Raw genomic sequence first — 18280 nt, forward strand, 5'->3', positions numbered from 1 at the left:
TTTTGCTTTAACTCCGGACGTCAAAAGATTTCCTTAGTCTATTTGTCCCTTCCCCAAGTTCTGTGCGATGCTCTTCCAGTGCTCAACGCCAGGAGGAGAATTGCCAGAGCAAGAGAGATAAGGCCCAGGCACCTGAGGAAGGAGAGGGGATCCTTGAATTTCAGCTCAAGAACGTGACTTCCCGCTGGAAGAGCAACTTCCATCAGGCCGAACTCCGTGTTTTTCTTTATCTCAACTTTATTTCCGTCAACGTAGCCCTTCCAGTGGGGGTAATAGTTCTCGCTCACAACGACTGTGGAAGCACGTGAGAGGTTAAACTCCAGCCTAATATACCCGTCTCCCATATCAATGACATGATAGGAAACCTTTGGCGGTTTGATGTAGCCAGCCAGTAATCCTTCCAGAATACCTTTTTCATAGCCGTTGTCAGTGTAGGTTGCATGGTAAGGCAGGTTAAGTCCAACGAAGTAAACACGCCCCTTTCCATAGTTCTTATATCCGAGCACGGTGTAGTTTTCAAGCTTTATCAGAGGGGTCATATCGCCGTAGTATGCAGTTGCCGTCCAGGGCTGGCCTTCGTAAGTAAAGTTCGAGAACGCCGAGACGTTGTAGATAGATGATGTAAAGTTCGCCCGTCCGAAGACCCTGACTATCACAGATTTCACGCCAAAGCGCGTAGCCTCTGCGTCAGGACTTGGAAAAGTGTTGAGCACGAGCGTTCCGCCGTTTTTGACGTAATCTTCCAGCTTGGGCCAAACCAGAGGATCCCGGTATTTGTACCCGTTGAGGATAACTAGGGAGTACTCATTCAGCCCGTCCGTGTAATCGTCCACGTATTCACCCCGTTCATAGGAAACGCCAAGGTCAAAGGGCCAGTTTCCGATAACTAGAATCCCCGTCTTGGGCTGGAGGAAAGTGAAGTTGCTCCAGCGATAGAGGTGGAAGGGGCCGGAGGAGTATATCTCCTCAAAGCCAAAGCTTCTGAGGTTCCTTATTATATCCGCGTAACCCCTGTAGTTTTCGTCCGTTATAATATACTTCATGGAGTATGCCCTGAGGGCTTTCCTGGCGAACCCGGGGTCTTTTTCAATGGCGTAGTTCAGGTAAGAGTGCTGGGGATAAGCGGGATCGCCCTGCCTGTACCACCCGTCTAAAGAGGGCTTTTCCGCGAGGGCCGGCGTCCAGGATACTCTTGACCCTTGGGTCATCCCGAGGCCCGGCTGATAAAACCTCCAGCCGGTTGAGTTGTCGTTCCCGACGTAATTCAGAACGGCCAGGTAATCCCCTGGAAAGTCCTCGGCCTTTAATGAGTTAACCTGAAGTCTGATGTCCGAAAGGGAGAGAACAACGAGAAACGCGAGGAGAATTCCAGCAGCTGCCTTTCTTTTTGCACCGCTTCCGATTTTTTGAGGGATAAGTCCGCTGAGAACTTCAAAGAGGGCGCCGACGCCGGTTGCTCCAGCGAGTGAGAGACTATCGAGCCACCTGTAAGGGGGTATCATGTCGAGGAGGGGAAGCCTGTTGAGGAAGGGAGTTGGGCCGTAGTAGCCAAGCGAGAGCAAGATGGCCGTTAGGGAAGCCCCAAGAAGGCCTGCTCCAAGGGTCCTTTCTGACTTCTCCCCTTTCGCTAGGAGAACTACAATCCCAACGATTCCCATATAGAAGGCCAGTCCCTGGTAGAATGACCAGGAAGATGTGTGGAACAGTAACTCTCTCAGCCTAACGCTCTGAAACTTGAAAAGGTACTCAATGCTGTTCTCCTTTAGGAAGTGTGCGTTGCTCTTCTCCAGCAAAAACGGGAGAACCCAGAAAGATGAAATCAAAAGGGCTGTAACGCCGGCTATGAGCAGGTTAAGGGCGATGTCCCTAACGCCGTTCCTCCTAGTTATCCAGACGTAGGGGAGAAGAAACAGCACCATCAACCCAAAGCTCACGAAAAGGGTGTGGTGAGCTAATCCCACAGCGGCCAGAAAGAGGCCTGAGAGCACGGCATATCTCCAGTTTTTGCGGGTTATGTAAAGTAATGCCAGGATGAAAAGGGGAGCAAGGTTGATTGCAAAGAACCTTGGAAAGTTCCCCTCCGGCGAGAGAACCCTCAGGTGGTAGACTGATAAGGCGTAGACGATTCCAGATAGGTATGAAGACGCATCGGAGAAGCCGAGCTCCTTGAGGAGAATCCTAGTGGATATGGCACCAACTAGGATTGCCAGTAGAACGGTCAGTTTATAGCCCGTTACCGCGGATGAAGCTATTTTACCAAGGAGAGCACCGATAAAGTATGAGAGGGGCGGATAAAACCTCAAGAAGGGATAACCGCCGTACCAGTCCTCAATCCATGGGGAGTAACCTTGCATAAGCTTCCATATCTTGAAGAGGTGGCCGTAGGCGTCGCCTCCCCATGAGGGGGGATAGCCCGAAGAGAGGAACCCCCTTAACACGAAGAGGGATAGGAAGAAAACGGAGAGTATGAAGAGGGCCTCGCGGGTTCTAGCGCTTCTGATTTCAACCATGCCCTCACCTCTTTCACCCGATTACCGAGGAGAGGTAGTCGAAGAGGGGCTTAAGGAACGGGAATTCGGGAACCTGGGTGCTATCGGTAACTGTTTCACCGCTGTCCTCGTAGGCGTTTCTGCTGATGGTGTGGTCATCTTTATAGTAGTCATCGTTGTTGTCATCTCCATCCTCGTCTTTCTCGAAGTCTTCACTTGCAACAAGCTGCCCGTTCCAGTACTCCTTGACGTCGTCTATGTACATGTCGTAAGTGCAGTTGTCATCCCATGCTCCAGAGTTCACCCGCTGAACCTTTTTTACGTTCGCTGGAAATTCTACCGTCGTAGTGGAATCAATTACGAACCTGACACTTGTCGTGGTCATCTCTATTCTATACCTGTGGGGTTTGCTCATGTCCAGAGGAATGGTGGTGGAGTTAGTTGGAGTCTTTAGGAGTACCTCATTCTCTCCATACCAATATATCGAGTAAGTATTATCATTGTTATTATTGCTGGTACCCTGAACCTCAAGTAGGGCGACGTAAGCACTTCCAGAGTAGTTAGTGACGAAGACAGTTTGCTCAACTGCAAAGACGTCGCCGTTTCCTAGTTGTTTGTTACCTTTGTGTATTTCAACGTAGTGACTCTTCATGTCATAGCTCCACACGTGGAGTACATTGCCACTCATCTGGGCACCGCTAACGTTACCCAACCCCATAAGGATGAGCATGAGCGCGATTAAGGGAACTGCAACCTTCACTCTCTCAACACCAACCATGTCTCTCACCTCCATAATCAATAGACAGTTTTGACTTTAAATAATCTTTAGTCAGACCTTCGAACGACCTATGTTAGGTTACCCTTATAATCTTTTATCCCCAAAATTGTCCAGTTTGTCCTCAAATCTGTCGAACCGCTTGAAAGGAAAATTACATGGGGGGACACAGTCAATCCCCGTAGAACTTCTCCTCGAAAACGTCTATCCCGACCTCAAGGCTTTCCAGCCAGTCGAGGAACTTCCCGACGTTCTCGTCACTGAAGATGGCCCCATGCTGGGGTGCTATGACCTTCGGGTTTAGCTTTCTCACATGCCTCGCCCACGCCCTCAGTGCCTTTGTGGAGCTCATATAGCGCTTGTGAAAGCCCTCCATGTATTTGGCATGCTCATCGAAGTCTTCCACAAAGAGATACCACTCGCCCTCGGGAAAAGCCGCCGCACCTATGTCTGCACTGAACAGTATCCCGCTCTTCTCGTCGTAGAATGAGAAGTTCCCCGGACTGTGGAGGTAGTGGCTTGGAACGGCCTTTATCGTTGAGTTTCCGAGATTGAAACTCGAACCCTTGTCCGGAATACCTATCGTCCTCCCCGCGCTGAGAACTGCAAGGTGCGGGAGGAAACGAACCCAGAGTTCTGAGATGACGAACTTCGCCAGCGGGGCGTACTCGAACCAGAGATTTAGACCTGCTATGACGTCCGGATCCTGGTGGGAGTACATGAGGTACTTTATCCGGGTCGGCGGGACTATCGATGAGACGTTTTTAAGAACCCTGGAGAAGACGAAAAAGCCTCCGGGCTCGATCAGAGCGGCTTCGTTACCATCGACTACCAGATACTGATTGGTGAGAATCCCCTTCTCGTCCTCGGCTTCCTCTATGCCAAGCCAGTAGACCCTGTGTTCACCATCATCATACAGGGGATAGCTGTTCATGTTCCTTATCATTCAAACACCTCCTATCGGGACCCACACGTTCACCATATAAGCTCCCTTTATCCCGGACGCTATCTCAAGGGCCCTTCTCGCGTCCTCATCGTTTTCCACCTTCACGACCTCCACGCCTTCTGAAGTCCTGTGCTCTATCGCCAGTATTCTGCTCCCGTCAAGGAGAACCTTAAAGGAACTGCTTCCGTCGCTGGTTATTCCGGAAATGTAAAGGATTCTGTCCGGTATCGTGGCCCTGAGTTCACTTATGATGTCGAAGAGGCCCTTTTCGCCGATGATGTGGAGCCCGCTCTGAACCATTCTTGACCTGGAGAGGAAGCTCGCGACGCTCATTGGGTCTGCAAAGTCCACGTTTACCGCTATGCTCTCTTTGGTACCCGCTGGAACTTGAACCTGCTCCTGAACCGGCCGGTTCTCGGCCATTTCCTTGAGTACTGACCCTATCTTCTCGACGAAGTCCTGGAGGGTCTTCCCGAGCCAGAACTCACCTTTTCCCTTGTAGGAGAGCTCGAGGACTGCGCTTGTGTTCTTCCGCCATTCTTTCAGCGTGACCACGAGGGATATGTGCCCCTTCTCACCTGTTCCGTCGTATATGTGGCTGTTGTAGTCCGAGTGGTATTCAAAGCGATAAACGTCCCTGAACTTGAAGATGAACCTGGGGAGCATTATCTCTGCCTTCAGGCCGTCCTTCATGCTCACTCTTACCACGTAGGGCCAATTGGTTATGAATGATGGAGCGTCGTTGAGAACCGCTTCAACTGCTTCCTTGGGGGCAGCTATCTCCACAGTGGTGTTTTTTCTTTTCATAGCTGTTCCTCCAGAGCATTTTGAAGTTTAAGATATATCCCTTCTGGGCCTTCCCTTGGTTCAACGGGAACGATGAAGCTTACCTCGTTCCCCTCCCTGATGATAAGGGGCCTCTCTTCCGTGTGCAGAACCACGTCCATCTCGACCAGAGAAGCCACTCCGTTCAGGATCCTTGCCCTGCCAACGAGGTGCGGCACAGCCAGCTGTGAACCCTCGACTATCTTCCCCCACATTGAGTATATTGCCTCGAACGCTTTTGGTGCTAATATCGGCTTGCTCTTCAATCCAAATGAGTTTGTAACTACCTCCATCCCACTCACCTCCATACGATCTCTCCTGGGAGATCGTTCCTAGTTATATCCACTATGTTTGACTTTAAATTATCTTTAGTCAGATCTTCGAACGACTCATGTTAGGTTGGCCTTATAAGTATTTCCCAAAAAAATGGAAAAATCCTCAAAATTTGCTGGGTTTTGTTGAAGACCTCAGGCCCAGCAAAAATACATGGGCTATGAGAATAACTACGAGCAGGAACAGGAGGATGGGACCGACCGTGTAATGAAACGTATTGAATGCCCCCTCCCCGAATTCGTAGTAGAGATATATCGAGAAGAACACGCGAAGGATGTTCGCGATGTATATCGCTGAAACCCCAAACAGCCATTCCATTGGTTTCTTCTTAAGTCCTGGAAGGAGGAGGTATATGAGCGTGTAAAGCGTCATGCTGAAAGCTCCGCTGCACTGCCACGTTATCTCAAAGGACATCCTATCGGCGGGAACATAAATCTGCCCCCCAACGAGGTGGTTCTCTATCCCGAAGGTCTCCAGGAGTAAGTGTATGTTTGAAGCCTCAATCCTTATGAGGGGCTTCCCCACCGCGAAGCCAATCAGCAATGTTACTATGGGAAACACCGTGAGATAGGCTGCCAGTATCAGAAGGTTTTTCCTCTCCCCCGACAACTTCATAGGTTCCATCCTCCCGTTTCCTTACGAGGCCGTAGTTCTCCATTATAGTGCAGTTGTGATGAACCGTGGACTTGCTCAGGTTAAGCAGACGGGCAAGCTCACTTACTCCCCTCGGCCTTTCCTTGAGGAGCTCGTAAATCCTTCTCCGCGTCTCGTTTTCCAGGAGGAAAAGTTTAATCGCCTCTTCTCTCTTTCCAACCGGGTAGAAGATTATAGTGTTGCCCACGGAGATTTCTTCGAGAAGCTTTGCCCTCGTGAGGACACGCAGGTGCCATCTTGCATTGGTCCTCGATATGCCAAATGTAGATGTCACATCTGTAAGAGTCGAATAACCCCTCGCCTTTATGTATCCGTATATTCCCTTTCTCGTGGTGTTCTGCAGAACCTGCCCGGGGGGTGTAAGAAAGCGGCCAATGACGATTATCGGGAGGGATTTAACCAGTTCCCGGAACTTTTGTACCTGGGGATTGTTTGAGGTTGCCACATATCCAGCCAGCGCAAGCGCTCCAAGGGCACCACCCACCAAAATAGCCTTCGATGGGCCTGCGTGTGAATAGTGCTTTATGAGTGCAACAACGAATTCGGGCACGGCGGGGTTGAGGGTGTCTAGGTAGTAGGCCGATGGATTAATCCCCACCACCACGAGCTTTCCCCTTCCAAGGGGAATCTCCGTTACTATTGGAATTCCATCCGATTCGAGGAGAACCTTTGATTTCCTGGCCTTTACAATTACAAGCCCGTACCTGTCGGAATCGTACCCGAACTCCTTAAACTTTAGGATATCGTTGGGCTCGACTGGTATTATCCCGGCCGATGTGTAATTTAAATGTATTCCAGCCAATTCTAAAATACCCTGGTTCCCCATTTCAACTGCCCTCAACGTGTTCAGTCCAACTATAACGGTTCTTCCATCTTTGGCGTCCCGAATGAGACTGGACGGGAGGTCTCTGTTGCTCTCATTTAAAAAAGCATAATTGATGTCAAGTGCAACTATTAGATCCCCATCTGGTTCATTACTGAGGACAATTCCAGTACTATTTGAGATGGCGCGGTAAAGCGGGATATCCCCCGGATCTGAGGGAATGTAAACTGCCGTAACGGCCGCAACCAGTGGTGAAAGGGTGAAGATGGCGACTGCAACAAGCACGAACAGGTGTGAGGCCTTTACCATCCCTGAGCCACCCCCCTGAGAAACCTCAACGTGGCATCCAGTTTTGCAAGAGAGAGTAGGGGGTTGTAGAAGAGGTAGTACAAGAAAATCGTGGGGATGTTTCTCAAAGCTTCCTTGGAACCCCTCTCAATGACCATAAGAGTACCACTCATGAAGACGCCTGGTATATACTGGATGAAGAATACAAAGAGAAACAGGAACACCATAATGTCTGGTGGCAGGTTTATGTCGGTTATCGATATTCCCAGGTAGTGTCTAAAAAGGACGATAACTGGCAGGAGAATTATTCCTGTGATCTGGATAACCGCCAGAACGTATTCCAGCACAATTGAATGCAGGAACATGAAAATACCCTTCTCCCCATATTTTGGGTTTAGGATAAGGTCATCGTGCTTCCTTAAAACCTGAAGGCCGCCATAGTACCAGCGTATCCTCTGCCTGTACAGTCTCCTCCAGCTCTGCTCCGGCTCAGTGTAAACCACGGCACCCGGTTCAAAATTTGAGTCAAGACCTGCTCTAAATGCTATAACCGTGAGGTCAAAATCCTCCGCCAGAGTGTCCTTTGGAATGGCCGGAAGTGATTTTATGAAATAGCCCTTGAACGCTGAGAATGCGCCGGGAATCACCAGCAGCCAGCCCAGGTAGCCTTGAATCCTTCTCCCTAACTCAAACGAATGGAGGAACTCTATCTCCTGGAATTTTTCAATCCAGTTTCCAAATCGCCGCTCTATTCGTATAACTCCTGTTGAAATACCTACGAGGGAGCGTTCATAGAGGCTCTCCACTATTCTGCGCAGGGAATACCCGTTCCCAAAATATGAATCCGCGTCCATCGTTATTATAACGTCCCCCTTCGCGGATTTTATGCCGTCTTCCAGAGATTGAGCCTTTCCGAGGTTCTTCTCGTGCCGGATTACCTTCACTCCATACCTCGACGCTATCTCGCCAGTCCCGTCCTCACTCCCGTCATCAACGATTATAACCTCCACAAGGTTGTAGGGATAGTCCTGATACTCTATGCTCTCTATGAGCCGCTCTATGGTAAGGGCTTCATTGTGGGCGGGCACTACTATTGACACGCGGGGGTAGAAGCGGGGCGGTTTGATAAGTCCTTCATTCGACCGGTAATAGAGATAGAATATGAAATACGCAGTGTAGAGGAATATAATGAAAGCCCCCGTAAGGTAGAACAGATAACGAACGAATGAATAGACTGAGTATCTATCAACCGCACGTCCAAAAATGAACAGAACGGCCCTCCAACTGCTCCACTGGAGGAAAGAATAATCCAAATAGACAACATACGCGGAGATTATAAACGCCGAGAGGTACGAAAGAACTTTTCTTCTCATACTTCAAACCACCTCAACAAGGCACGAGTGGAATAAACTTCGTAGTCAAAGGGCATTTTTCTTATCTCAACGACACCATACCTTGACATTTCCCTGAGGAGCTGTAGAACTTCATAGGGCGGCATGTTCGAGGAACGAGCAAGGTCGAGGATTGTAACTCCTGGATGAAGGGCAATTCTCTCCATCAAGCGGGGGTACATCTCCACTGCCCACGCTGCAACACCCTCCGATTCAAGTCCATGGAGCGTTATCAGGTAATCTCTACCACCAAGACGGGAGATGTCAAGTATGCTAATCTTCCTCTTTAGCTTGAGGATGGCTATGCAGAACTTTAGGCGCCGGACTTTCTCCCCCATCTCATTTGAAAGCTCAGAAAGGGTAACACCCCTCATCATCGAGATGATTTCAAGAACGCTGGTACACCTCTTTCTCCGCTTAATGATGCCCCAGAATGGAATAAATGGAGCCGCGAAGAAAACCGTAAGTCCCAGGGGCATTAAGCCGAGATAAGCAAGGATTTCGAGGAGAATAAAAACAAGCAATCCCAGAGTAATTGGGTGCAGGATAACCCTCTTCAGGAGAATAAGAGTCTTTTTTGTATTGCTGATTGTGGGTGGGTTTTTTCTCTCCTTCAAAGCTTCGCTGGAAACTTCCCGATATAGATCCACAAAAGAGGGATTCCCCTCGACGTAGGCCTTTACCGGGTTGAACGTCATCAAAACTGCAACCCCCGAGCCATACGAGTTCAGAGTTATAGCGGGGTTGCCATTCCTATACCTCGCGATGACCTTCGCTCCTTCCGGTCTGATGATCACCGCCTGGTAGGTATCATTGTACGGATACACCCTTTCATTAAACACTATGTCCAAGTCTTCCCCGTCCTCGATAGGACTTTCCAGGCGCAATACTCTGACACCAAGAAGGGCATCTAGCTTTCTGCTCCAGCTCTGAGTGTAGGTGTTGAGGCCAATAACCAGAACGCCACCACTCTGAACGTACTCCGTTAATGCCCCTATCTCTCCTTCGCTCAGTCTTCCCCCCTCCGTCCACTGGACGTTGAGGTCAGGAATCCAGATTTCATCGTATTTGGAGAGATAAAGAATATCGGAAAGGGGAGAGCGGTCATCCGGGAGGTCTTTGCCAAGGTAGAGGATATCACCGTTATTACCGAAGGAATTGGCCAGAGTAACGTCTTCCAGGTCGCTACAGACAAACAGGATTCTATAGCTTTGATTCTGAGGAGTGTTTGAGCTAACTAAGCCCGAGGACATCAGGAGGATTATTATCAGCACTATTGAAGCTCTCCGATTCAACTTCTTTCCCCCAGAGACTTTTGTTTCAAAGGATTAAAGGAATGCCCTTTAAAAACTTCTCCAGCTCGAAGAAACAAAAATGAAAATTGAAAAGTTCACTTTGGCATTTCCTTGATGTGGACGTCCATCTGCGGGAACGGAATCTCGATGCCTTCCTTCGTGTAGAGCTCGTATATGCCCTTCGTGAGGTCGCCCTTGACCGCCCAGTAGTCTTCGGTCTTTACCCATGCCCTCAACTGCAGATTGATTGACGAGTCAGCCAAAGCCGTTATAACAACGCTCGGCTCCGGATCCTTGAGAACCTTGGGGTGGTTCTTCATGAGGTCCATTGCCAGCTTTATCGCCCTGTCGAGGTCTGTGCCGTAGGCAACACCAACGTCAACGTCCACCCTCCTGGTCGGCATCCTGGTGTAGTTGGTTATGACGTTCCCCCAGACGAGCTTGTTCGGTATCGTAATCAGCACGTTGTCCGGTGTTAAGAGCTCGGTGCTCATTATGCCGACGCCGTTGACCTTGCCGGTTTTTCCCGCCACTTCAACGACTTCGCCCATGTCTATTGGCCTTAGAGCTGCAATCCACACGCCAGCTGCCAGGTTGGTGAGCGTGTCCTGCATGCCAAAGCCCAGGATGAGGCCTATCACCGCCGACAGGCCCATCACAACCGAGCCAACTTCAATCCCAAGCGCCCTGACCGCGAGCAGTATCACTGCAACGTAGAGGAGCGCGCTGAGGAACCTCCCAAGGAACTCCACGACGAGGTCTGGAAGCTTTGTCTTCTTCAGCCCGCGCTTGAAGGAAGTAACGACTATCTTTGCCACGATCCAACCAACGACGAGGACTACAACCGCCGTGATAATCTGAAGCGGCGTTATCCCGACGTACGGGAGCGGTTCATCAAACCCTACCATGCCATCACCCCCCAATGTCTGCTATTTCATTATATACTTCATCAACGTTTATATCCTTTCCCAAACTTAAAGCATTATTAGCCAGTTCTTCGAACGGAAACCAAGTGGAAAGGTATAAGTACGTAAAAAGGCAAGGAAGTATAACCGGCTGGTATAAGCCGGAACTGTAGCCGTGGGGGTGGTCCGATGCCGACCATTATAGTTGAGGGCCCAAAGGCTGATAAGGAGACGAAGAGGGAGCTTGTTAAGAGACTCACCGAGGTTGTTAGGGAAGTTTACGGCGTCCACCACGTCAGCGTGATAATCCACGAGAACGAGACCGAGAATGTCGGCGTTGACGGGGAGCTTCTCTCCGATATTCTGGAGAGGAGGCGCGGTAAGTGAAGGCCCTGGTGGTCTACTACTCGAGGGACGGGCACACGAGGGAGGCCGCCCGGAGGATTGCCGAAGCTCTGGGGGCGGACCTTGACGAGGTCATTGACAGGAAGAACCGGAAGGGCATACTAGGCTTTCTCAGGGCCGGCTACGACGCGACCAGAGGTAAAACGACGGAAATAGCGTTCGAGAAAGACCCCGCCGAGTACGACCTCGTGGTCGTTGGCAGCCCGGTGTGGAACGGCAGGGTTACACCGGCCATAAGGACTTACCTCCTCAAAAACAGGGAGAAAATAAAGAAAGCGGCCTTTTTTGCCACCTGCGCTGGGAGGAAGGGCAAAATCCTCGAACAGATGAGGGAGCTCTACGGCGGTGAGGTCATCGCTGAAACTATAATGAAGCGGGACGAAATTGAAGAGGGAGCAAAAGAGTTCGTTGAGGCATTGAAAAGTGCCGTCCATTCCTGAAGCGGGATGAGTTGGTTGGGCTTCTCCCATTTAATCTGGATCATCTATTTTATTCCGCACCGGATGGCGGGAAGTTTTTATAAAAACCTTTTCAGAGTTTCTGTCCAGATTGGAGGGATGCATTGTGTCCGAAGGAAGAAAGACCTACGACCCCACCACATGGAAGCCCGGGCGTCTCGACCTAATTCTGTCGGTTGTGATTACGCTTTCACTCCCTCCTCTGGCGGGCTGGCTGTACGATAAAAAGGGCGCGCTCATCCCAATGTTAATCTACTACGGGCTCGCCTGGGGCCTCGTAAAGCTCCGCCGGGGGGTTATAGGCTACCGCACCCCCATGCCTGAGAAGCCGCCCGTGTGGTTCTACATCAACGTGGCCGTTATCATCATCGCCCTCGCCTTCGCCTACATGTCCCCGATTAAGGTGGAAAATCCCTGGCTCCCCGGAGTTGTGCTCACAGCCCTCCTCTGGGCACCCGCGAACGCATCCTCCGAGCAGATACTCTGGCTCTACATCTTTGACTCGTGGGACCTATACCCAAGGGAGAGGCGCATTGGCTACCGGATAGTGGGACTGCTGCTGTTTGCGGCCTTCGTGGGAATGATACACGCGATGTTCTGGACGAAGTTCCTCCAGGTGGCCAGGCCCGACACGGTCTTTGGAGCTCTTTTTGTCCTCGCAACAGCTATTTCAGGGTTCCTCCACATCCCTGTGTGGCGCCGCTCGGGTCAGATGGTGTTTACATTCCTACCCCACTTTCTGCTCAATTTGGGCCCCCTGCTCTGGACAGGGTACAGCATACTGCCCTATCTCTGGAAATGAGGGCAGTAATTTTCTATTTTTCTCCGAGAGCCAAAAGAAGGGTCCGACAAAAGCAAGAGCTCTTGGCGGCAAAATAGGAATACTGGTTGGCCAGCATTATGTCAAGAGAACAGAGGCGTTCCCGAGGACGATGAAAATCCAAATAGAAGTGAGAGAAGACCAAAAGCCCAAAGCTCACAGCTCGACCTTTATCCCCGTCTCTTCTTCGACTTCCTCGAACCCTTTCTTCATGTATTTCGCCAGTTCTTCATCGACCTCGAAGAGGGCCGCGAGGAACTCGCCAAAGTGCTCCTTCTCCTCGTTGGCCACATCGAGGAAAATGTGCTTTATCCTCTCGTCTTCAATTCCAGCGGCAAGCTGCTCGTAGATGTTTATCGCATCGAGCTCCGCCTCAATCGCCCAGCGGAGGGCCTGTGCTATCTCAGTCTTGGTCAGGGGCCTATCCTTCGGGAGCTCAAAGGGGTATTTGGCAAGCATTCAGTCCACCTCCAGGCTGGAGTCCTGGTAGTCCATCCAGATGCCTGTCTTCATGACGGCATCGTACTGTGCCTTCAGCAGCTCGTAGTGGGCCTTCTCCACCTTAGCCAGCTCCTCAAAAGTTCTTCTGACGCTCTCGTGTTGGGCTTCTTTTGCGGCCTTCTCGTAGAACTCCCAGGTCAGCTTTTCCTGCTCCATACCGATCTTAACCGCGTCAACCTCGCTTAGGTTCTCTTCATAAACCTGAACAACCAGCTTTTCCAGGAGCTCCTTGTCCACCACAGGGAGTTCACACTTCTCGACCAGCGCCTCAACGAATTTCTCCTCAAAGATGTCCCAGTGCTCCGCCTCTTCCCCAGCGAGGAAAAGGAACATCTTCTTCGCCCTCTCGTCCTTGGCCTTTTTCGCAAGCTTAATGTAGAACTTAAGCTCGGCCTTTTCAACTTCAAGGGCAAGGGCCAAAGCCTCAAGCTCGTTCATAATGTTCACCGAATAGTATTTATCCGGTGGGTAATATATAACCTTCGGTGAGCGTTCGATGGATATTGAGCGTGTGCAAAGGCCGCTTGAGCTAAAGAACGAGCTTGTACGGTTCGTCTTTCGAGTTTACCAAGGTACCGGTGGGGCTTACCCTGCACTCGAATGGGTGGAGAAAAAACCCTCAACGGACGACTTCGAAGGCTTCAAAAGGGTCTACGAGCCCTTTCTGGAGTTCAGACTCGGTGAGGAGTTTGACGAGCTCTACGTCCTGAGGGAAAATGGACGAATAATCGGAACCGTCGCGCTAGTCTACAACCTTAAAGGCAAGGACGTCTGGTGGGTACCTGAGGAGATAAAAAACGAGAAGACCGGCCTCATCGAGTTCTTCATGGTGGATCCAGCTTACAGGGGTAAAGGCTACGGTTCAAGGCTCCTTGAGTTCGCGGTGGAGAGGCTGAAGGAGTTAGGTAAGGAGGCCTACGTGATAACCTTCCCCAACCTTGAGGCTTATTCATACTATATGAGAAAGGGCTTCACCAAGGTCATGGACTACAAGGAGTTTGTGGTGCTGAAAAAGGAATAACCGCCCCTCAAATCTGCCCACAAACCCTTTTATACATCCACGGGTAGAGTCATAAGAGCAAATTCGACTGTGAGACCATGAGAAAAGGCGTTTTTGTACTACTTCTGACCTCCTCTGGGCGTAAAGCCCGCTCAGACTTTCTTCATGGCAAGAAGGTGAAAGACGGACGATTAAGGGCCAAGAGAGTATGCAACTCTGGCCTTCCTGATATAAGTGGCATGGGTGGCACTCAACGGAGAGTTTGGAGGGTAAAAAACAGAGGGCTTTACTCAGTGGCAACCGACGGCGGCCGGAACATGGCCTCCACGTCATCCCTTATGTCGACAAACGGACCCTCTAGGTAGACCTTCCCGCCGCTGATGACCACGCCGTAGTCGGCCAGGTTCTCGAAGGGCTCCCATAGGTGGCTTATGATCACGAAGCTCTTTCCCCAACCCTTCCACTTCCCAATGACGCCGACTATTTCAGCGACGCTCTCAAAGTCCACGTTGGCAAGGGGCTCATCGAGGAAGATGACATCAGGCTCTCCAACGAATGCCTGGGCGAGGCTCAGCCTCTTTAGCATTCCCGAGGAGTAGCCCTCTATCCTCCTGTCGAGGGCGTCCTCGATGCCGAACAGCCCGGCGGCCTTCTCGACGTCCCCCGCACTGGCCCCCCTGCCCCGCGCTATGAACTCCAGCCACTCCCGCCCGGTCGTCAGCTTGGGGAACCTCCCGGGGTCGAAGGCGACGCCGACGCCCTTCCTTGCCTCGGGACTTTTCCAGGGGTCTTTTCCCAGGAGCCTCACGCTACCCTTCGTCGGCCTGTAGAGCCCGAGGGCAACCTTCATGAACGTGCTCTTCCCCCCGCCGTTCGGGCCGAGGATGAGCGTTAAGCCCTCCGGAATTTCAACGGTCACCCCCTGGAGGGCCTTTATAGGGCCAAAGTACTTGTGCAGGTTTTCCGCCCGGATTACGGTCATCTCCTGCCACCCCCGAGGAGCGTTACGGCCAGCAGCCCGCCGAAGAGGACAGCTATCCACAGGTGCATCGTCTTCTGTTTCCCGGGAAAGCCGACGTCGACGGGCGTTATCGTTATCGTAATGCCCTGGCTGGAGTTTCCGCTGAACTCGTAGAAGCCGGGGTGGGGGAACACCACCGCGAAGGCCCCGTTGCCGTTAACCCTTCCAGAGAATATCACCTCATCGGTCTGAACGTCCCTCACCCTGAATTCCCCGATGCCAACGGCGTAGAGCTTTGCTGAGGATGTTGAGGAGATGTAAACCGCCGTCGCCTCCCTCCCGGCCACGAACGCGTTGTGGTAGTGGACGTCGCTGGGTTCGAGGCCCGACTGCAGGCCCAGGCTCAGGAGCGAGACCAGCATCAGGGTGAGGAGGAGAACCCGAAAGAGTCTCATCTCACGTCCCTCCAGTTGCCGACGAGGAGGTAGAGAGCCGTGAGGACGAGGGCGGGGAGGAGTGATGCTTTGATGAACTCCCAGCCAAAGACCGGGTCCATGCTCAGGGATATCGTGGCCCACTTGTAGTTGCCCAGTGCGTCCCTCCACTTCAGGAGCCAGAACCACCCGGCGCCTAGGAACTCGGGGAGGTAGAGGAGCACGAAGCCGCCGAAGATTGAAACGTAGGTGTTGGGTGAGGCTATTGCAACAACGGCCGCAACTGAAACCATAAAGAGAAGGGCCGAGAGGTAGAAGAAAGCCATTGGTATGGCTTGAACTTTCAGCACCCCGATAACGGCTTTGGGGGTGTCCGCGAAGTGGAGGTAGAAGAGCAGCAGGTGCACCGAGAAGACGAAGATGAAGAGCACAAGGAAAGCCGCCAAGAACTTGGCGAGGAGGATTCTGACCCTTGAAACCGGGAGGGAGTAGACGGAAAGCGCGACCCCCTCGTCTCTTTCAAGCCTCACCGCCAGTGTGACGAGGAAGGGCACGAGGAGGGCCAGGAGGAGGTAGACGTCACCGGTGAACGCGTCGCGAAAGATGGAACCCAGTATGTCAACCCCGTACGGCCCCCCGTGAGAGCTCGCACTCCAGGTCATGTAGTACCGCTTCATGACCAGCCCTATCAGAACCGCACCCCCGGAGGTCATGGCAAGGTTTAAGGGGGAGCGGAGCTCCCAGCGGAGGACTTCCTTCAACGCCCCCACCTCCAGAGGACGAGAGCTACGAGGATTGCTGCCACTCCAACCGCCGCCGCTATGGCGGTCTTTGAGGGCCCCTCGTCGGGAAGCTCAGCAGGCTTCGTGAAGTCTATGTTGGTCTCGGCCAGTACGAGGCCAAAGGGAGGCATCTTGTTGCCTTCCTTTATCTCCTTCGCATGCTCCCTGGCAAACTCGGTGTCCTGAATCATGGCACTGCTCACGCCAAGGGCCTTCCACAGCGGGCTGAAGGGCGTGTAGAGGGCTATCGCCAGGCCGCTTGAGCCATCGTAGAGGATAACGTCCTTTCCAACAACCCATTTCAGGTTCAGCATGTTCGTGTGGGTCATGTAAACCGGGGCGTTGAAGTCTCCGTAGTATGTCATCGCGGTCGAGTTTATCATCTTGACCGTCTCGATTTTCAGCCCGGGAAGTATCTCAAGTCCTGTCACGTTGGCCGGGTTCTCGGCCCAGAGGAAGTTTCCCCCAACAGGGGTTCCGTTCACGTGGATTTCTCCCGTGGTCAGATCGATTTCAACAACCCCTGCCCTGCTGAAGTTCTCCGGTACGTAGGACTTGTTGAACAGCCTGCCCTTCCCGTCCGTGATCATCAGGCCAAAGGAGCCCTGTGCCGTCTGTTCAGAGTAACTCTCCTCGCACACGGTAACGTTGCCCCCCGCTACGGGCACCTCAAGGCAACCCCCGCCCGTGAAGTTGTAACGCTCCTGGTACTTCCGGAGAAGGGTCGTCGCCTCCTCCAGGCTGAGGGTGGAGTAAGCCTCCCGGGTGCAATTGAACCCGAGGAGAAGGAGTGATACCCGGCCTATATCGCCGGAAACGTTGAGGACGCGCCACGTGAACTCCACCCTAGGACAGTAGTAGGTCACGTTCCCAGTAGAGGTGTTCAGGTCGATTGATAGCCAGCCTCTGGCGACGTACTTGGCGTATATTCCTTCCTTGAACCAGTAGGGCGTTGCCGAGACGGGCGGGCTTAGAACCAAAAGAACAAAAAAGAGAAGAACGAAGAGCTTAGAAACCCTCTCCATATGATTCCCCCCGATTCCGATTCACTCAACTTTCTTCAGCCGTGCTTGTATAGGTAATTCCCGGAACCCAGGTTATCTCGGCGTAGATGGTCTTGGGCCAGAAGGGGCACCAGCCGGTGGCGGCCACCTGGGCAGAGTCCCAGGCGTATCCGGCCGGTGGGGGTTGCGGTGGACGGACTGAACTTCTTGGTCCACAGATCGCAGACTCCAGTCGAACCAGCGTTACCGTATATGTTGTAGAGGTAACCGGGCTGGCTCTGGCTTGCGTACCCGCTTATCCAGCAGTAGAGGCTTCCATCTTCCGTGGGCGCGTAGGTGTTCTCGTCATGGACAAGAGGATCCCTAGTTATTGCCTCTGGCTCTTTTCCGTTCAGTGCTACGGCCACTCCTGCAAAGAACAAAACTCCCAGCAGGAACAGGGCCAACACCTTCCTGGGCATCGCCCCCCCCAACGGGGTTTTGCACTTAAAGTTACGTTGTAGCCATTTATTAGTCTTTCGGTGTTCTAAAGTTCACAGCAAACAACTTATAGGGGCAACAGTAAACACCTAAAAATCCGGATAATCCAAAATACAAAGGAAGGTAAGAAAGCCGTCAGAAGTTGAAGTTTATGTCCTTCATGAGCTGGTCGTAGAACTCCTCCTTGTAGATCTCGGGATAGCGGGTTATGTAGTCGTACTGCTTTTTGAGGATGTTGTAGTGGTTCCTCTCCATGTCGGCGAGCATGTTGAGAAGAACCTTCGTCTTCTCGGTGGCGGCGTACTTCGCCAGTTCGTTGTAGAGCTTCTCGCTGACGAGCTCCGCCTCCATGGCTATCTCGTATACCTCGTCAAGGTTGAGGTCGGGCTTTTTGATGGCCTCCGCCATCTTCTCCGCTATGATCTTGAACTCAGCCATAACGTCTATCTCCACCTTCTTCGGCTCACCCTCACCGCTCTGGAAGCGCTCAGCCATTTTTTCAATTATTTCCCTGTGTTTGTCTTCCTCCCTTGCCAAGAAGAGCAGTTCATCCCTTATGATGTCACTCTTAACCGCGGAGGCAAGCTTTTCATAGGCCTCCTTGGCCCTAATCTCCGCGTTTCTTGCTATCTCAAAAACCTCTTTGTCCGTTATCTCCACAGAAATCACCACTAACACTTACGCCTGAACATATATTAACCTTTCTGGGTA

General features: G+C 51.9%; 22 protein-coding genes. 4 read left to right on the forward strand and 18 right to left on the reverse strand.

What is annotated here, in order from left to right; translation table 11 throughout:
- Nucleotides 1-38: 38 nt before the first annotated feature.
- The 10 genes from A3L08_RS08290 to A3L08_RS08335 form a co-directional block, all read right to left on the reverse strand.
- Nucleotides 39-2510, reverse strand: coding sequence for a 6-pyruvoyl-tetrahydropterin synthase-related protein (locus A3L08_RS08290; RefSeq protein WP_088854563.1), 2472 nt, complete (start codon nucleotides 2508-2510; stop codon nucleotides 39-41).
- Nucleotides 2511-2523: 13 nt separating this feature from the next.
- Nucleotides 2524-3282 carry a hypothetical protein gene (locus A3L08_RS08295; protein WP_232461712.1) on the reverse strand — a complete coding sequence of 253 codons (759 nt, stop codon included), beginning with the start codon at nucleotides 3280-3282 and terminating at the stop codon, nucleotides 2524-2526.
- Nucleotides 3283-3436: 154 nt separating this feature from the next.
- Nucleotides 3437-4210: an oxygen-binding di-iron domain-containing protein gene (locus tag A3L08_RS08300; protein WP_088854565.1), complete on the reverse strand. Its 774-nt coding sequence runs from the start codon at nucleotides 4208-4210 to the stop codon at nucleotides 3437-3439.
- Nucleotides 4211-5017 (reverse strand): hypothetical protein, encoded by an 807-nt coding sequence (locus A3L08_RS08305; RefSeq protein ID WP_088854566.1) that lies wholly within the window; start codon nucleotides 5015-5017, stop codon nucleotides 4211-4213.
- On the reverse strand, nucleotides 5014-5328 hold the full coding sequence (locus A3L08_RS08310) for a hypothetical protein (RefSeq protein WP_088854567.1): 315 nt from the start codon (nucleotides 5326-5328) through the stop codon (nucleotides 5014-5016). Before A3L08_RS08310 ends, A3L08_RS08305 begins: the two co-directional genes overlap by 4 nt.
- A 145-nt stretch (nucleotides 5329-5473) precedes the next feature.
- The gene (gene artF, locus A3L08_RS08315; RefSeq protein ID WP_088854568.1) at nucleotides 5474-5983 is read right to left on the reverse strand and encodes an archaeosortase family protein ArtF; all 510 of its coding nucleotides are present in this window, start codon (nucleotides 5981-5983) and stop codon (nucleotides 5474-5476) included.
- The gene (locus A3L08_RS08320) at nucleotides 5868-7154 is read right to left on the reverse strand and encodes a helix-turn-helix domain-containing protein (protein ID WP_088854569.1); all 1287 of its coding nucleotides are present in this window, start codon (nucleotides 7152-7154) and stop codon (nucleotides 5868-5870) included. The genes artF and A3L08_RS08320 overlap by 116 nt, the downstream gene beginning before the upstream one ends.
- Nucleotides 7148-8506: a glycosyltransferase gene (locus A3L08_RS08325; RefSeq protein ID WP_088854570.1), complete on the reverse strand. Its 1359-nt coding sequence runs from the start codon at nucleotides 8504-8506 to the stop codon at nucleotides 7148-7150. Before A3L08_RS08325 ends, A3L08_RS08320 begins: the two co-directional genes overlap by 7 nt.
- Nucleotides 8503-9798, reverse strand: coding sequence for a beta-galactosidase trimerization domain-containing protein (locus A3L08_RS08330; protein WP_232461713.1), 1296 nt, complete (start codon nucleotides 9796-9798; stop codon nucleotides 8503-8505). Before A3L08_RS08330 ends, A3L08_RS08325 begins: the two co-directional genes overlap by 4 nt.
- A gap of 116 nt (nucleotides 9799-9914) precedes the next feature.
- Nucleotides 9915-10727 (reverse strand): mechanosensitive ion channel family protein, encoded by an 813-nt coding sequence (locus A3L08_RS08335; RefSeq protein WP_088854571.1) that lies wholly within the window; start codon nucleotides 10725-10727, stop codon nucleotides 9915-9917.
- A 186-nt stretch (nucleotides 10728-10913) separates the two neighbouring features.
- On the opposite strand from A3L08_RS08335, the gene dmpI reads away from it, so the two are divergent.
- The 3 genes from dmpI to A3L08_RS08350 all read left to right on the forward strand — a co-directional run bounded on the left by dmpI (nucleotide 10914) and on the right by A3L08_RS08350 (nucleotide 12389).
- Nucleotides 10914-11111, forward strand: a complete 198-nt coding sequence (gene dmpI / locus A3L08_RS08340; RefSeq protein ID WP_088854572.1) for a 4-oxalocrotonate tautomerase DmpI — start codon at nucleotides 10914-10916, stop codon at nucleotides 11109-11111.
- Nucleotides 11108-11569 carry a flavodoxin family protein gene (locus A3L08_RS08345; protein ID WP_088854573.1) on the forward strand — a complete coding sequence of 154 codons (462 nt, stop codon included), beginning with the start codon at nucleotides 11108-11110 and terminating at the stop codon, nucleotides 11567-11569. The genes dmpI and A3L08_RS08345 overlap by 4 nt, the downstream gene beginning before the upstream one ends.
- Nucleotides 11570-11693: 124 nt before the next feature.
- Nucleotides 11694-12389 carry a hypothetical protein gene (locus A3L08_RS08350; protein WP_088854574.1) on the forward strand — a complete coding sequence of 232 codons (696 nt, stop codon included), beginning with the start codon at nucleotides 11694-11696 and terminating at the stop codon, nucleotides 12387-12389.
- Nucleotides 12390-12563: 174 nt separating this feature from the next.
- On the opposite strand, the gene A3L08_RS08355 is transcribed toward A3L08_RS08350, so the two are convergent.
- Together A3L08_RS08355 and A3L08_RS08360 are read right to left on the reverse strand one after the other, a co-directional pair.
- Entirely contained in the window at nucleotides 12564-12866 is a 303-nt protein-coding gene (locus A3L08_RS08355; protein WP_088854575.1) for a ferritin family protein, read from the reverse strand.
- A complete protein-coding gene (locus A3L08_RS08360; protein ID WP_088854576.1) occupies nucleotides 12867-13346 on the reverse strand; it encodes a ferritin-like domain-containing protein in 480 nt (159 codons plus the stop codon).
- A 58-nt stretch (nucleotides 13347-13404) separates the two neighbouring features.
- Here A3L08_RS08360 and A3L08_RS08365 point away from each other — a divergent pair, with 58 nt between their 5' ends.
- On the forward strand, nucleotides 13405-13929 hold the full coding sequence (locus A3L08_RS08365) for a GNAT family N-acetyltransferase (protein WP_088854577.1): 525 nt from the start codon (nucleotides 13405-13407) through the stop codon (nucleotides 13927-13929).
- A 265-nt stretch (nucleotides 13930-14194) separates the two neighbouring features.
- On the opposite strand, the gene A3L08_RS08370 is transcribed toward A3L08_RS08365, so the two are convergent.
- The 6 genes from A3L08_RS08370 to A3L08_RS08395 form a co-directional block, all read right to left on the reverse strand.
- Entirely contained in the window at nucleotides 14195-14890 is a 696-nt protein-coding gene (locus tag A3L08_RS08370) for an ABC transporter ATP-binding protein (protein WP_088854578.1), read from the reverse strand.
- Nucleotides 14887-15324: a hypothetical protein gene (locus A3L08_RS08375; protein ID WP_088854579.1), complete on the reverse strand. Its 438-nt coding sequence runs from the start codon at nucleotides 15322-15324 to the stop codon at nucleotides 14887-14889. Before A3L08_RS08375 ends, A3L08_RS08370 begins: the two co-directional genes overlap by 4 nt.
- Nucleotides 15321-16064 carry an ABC transporter permease gene (locus A3L08_RS08380; RefSeq protein WP_088854580.1) on the reverse strand — a complete coding sequence of 248 codons (744 nt, stop codon included), beginning with the start codon at nucleotides 16062-16064 and terminating at the stop codon, nucleotides 15321-15323. The genes A3L08_RS08375 and A3L08_RS08380 overlap by 4 nt, the downstream gene beginning before the upstream one ends.
- Nucleotides 16061-17110, reverse strand: coding sequence for a hypothetical protein (locus A3L08_RS08385; RefSeq protein ID WP_088854581.1), 1050 nt, complete (start codon nucleotides 17108-17110; stop codon nucleotides 16061-16063). The genes A3L08_RS08380 and A3L08_RS08385 overlap by 4 nt, the downstream gene beginning before the upstream one ends.
- A gap of 35 nt (nucleotides 17111-17145) precedes the next feature.
- Nucleotides 17146-17550: a hypothetical protein gene (locus A3L08_RS08390; protein WP_088854582.1), complete on the reverse strand. Its 405-nt coding sequence runs from the start codon at nucleotides 17548-17550 to the stop codon at nucleotides 17146-17148.
- A 154-nt stretch (nucleotides 17551-17704) separates the two neighbouring features.
- A complete protein-coding gene (locus A3L08_RS08395) occupies nucleotides 17705-18229 on the reverse strand; it encodes a ferritin-like domain-containing protein (RefSeq protein ID WP_088854583.1) in 525 nt (174 codons plus the stop codon).
- Nucleotides 18230-18280: the final 51 nt, after the last annotated feature.

It is taken from the genome of Thermococcus pacificus, assembly GCF_002214485.1.
GTDB classification, from domain to species: Archaea; Methanobacteriota_B; Thermococci; order Thermococcales; family Thermococcaceae; genus Thermococcus; species Thermococcus pacificus.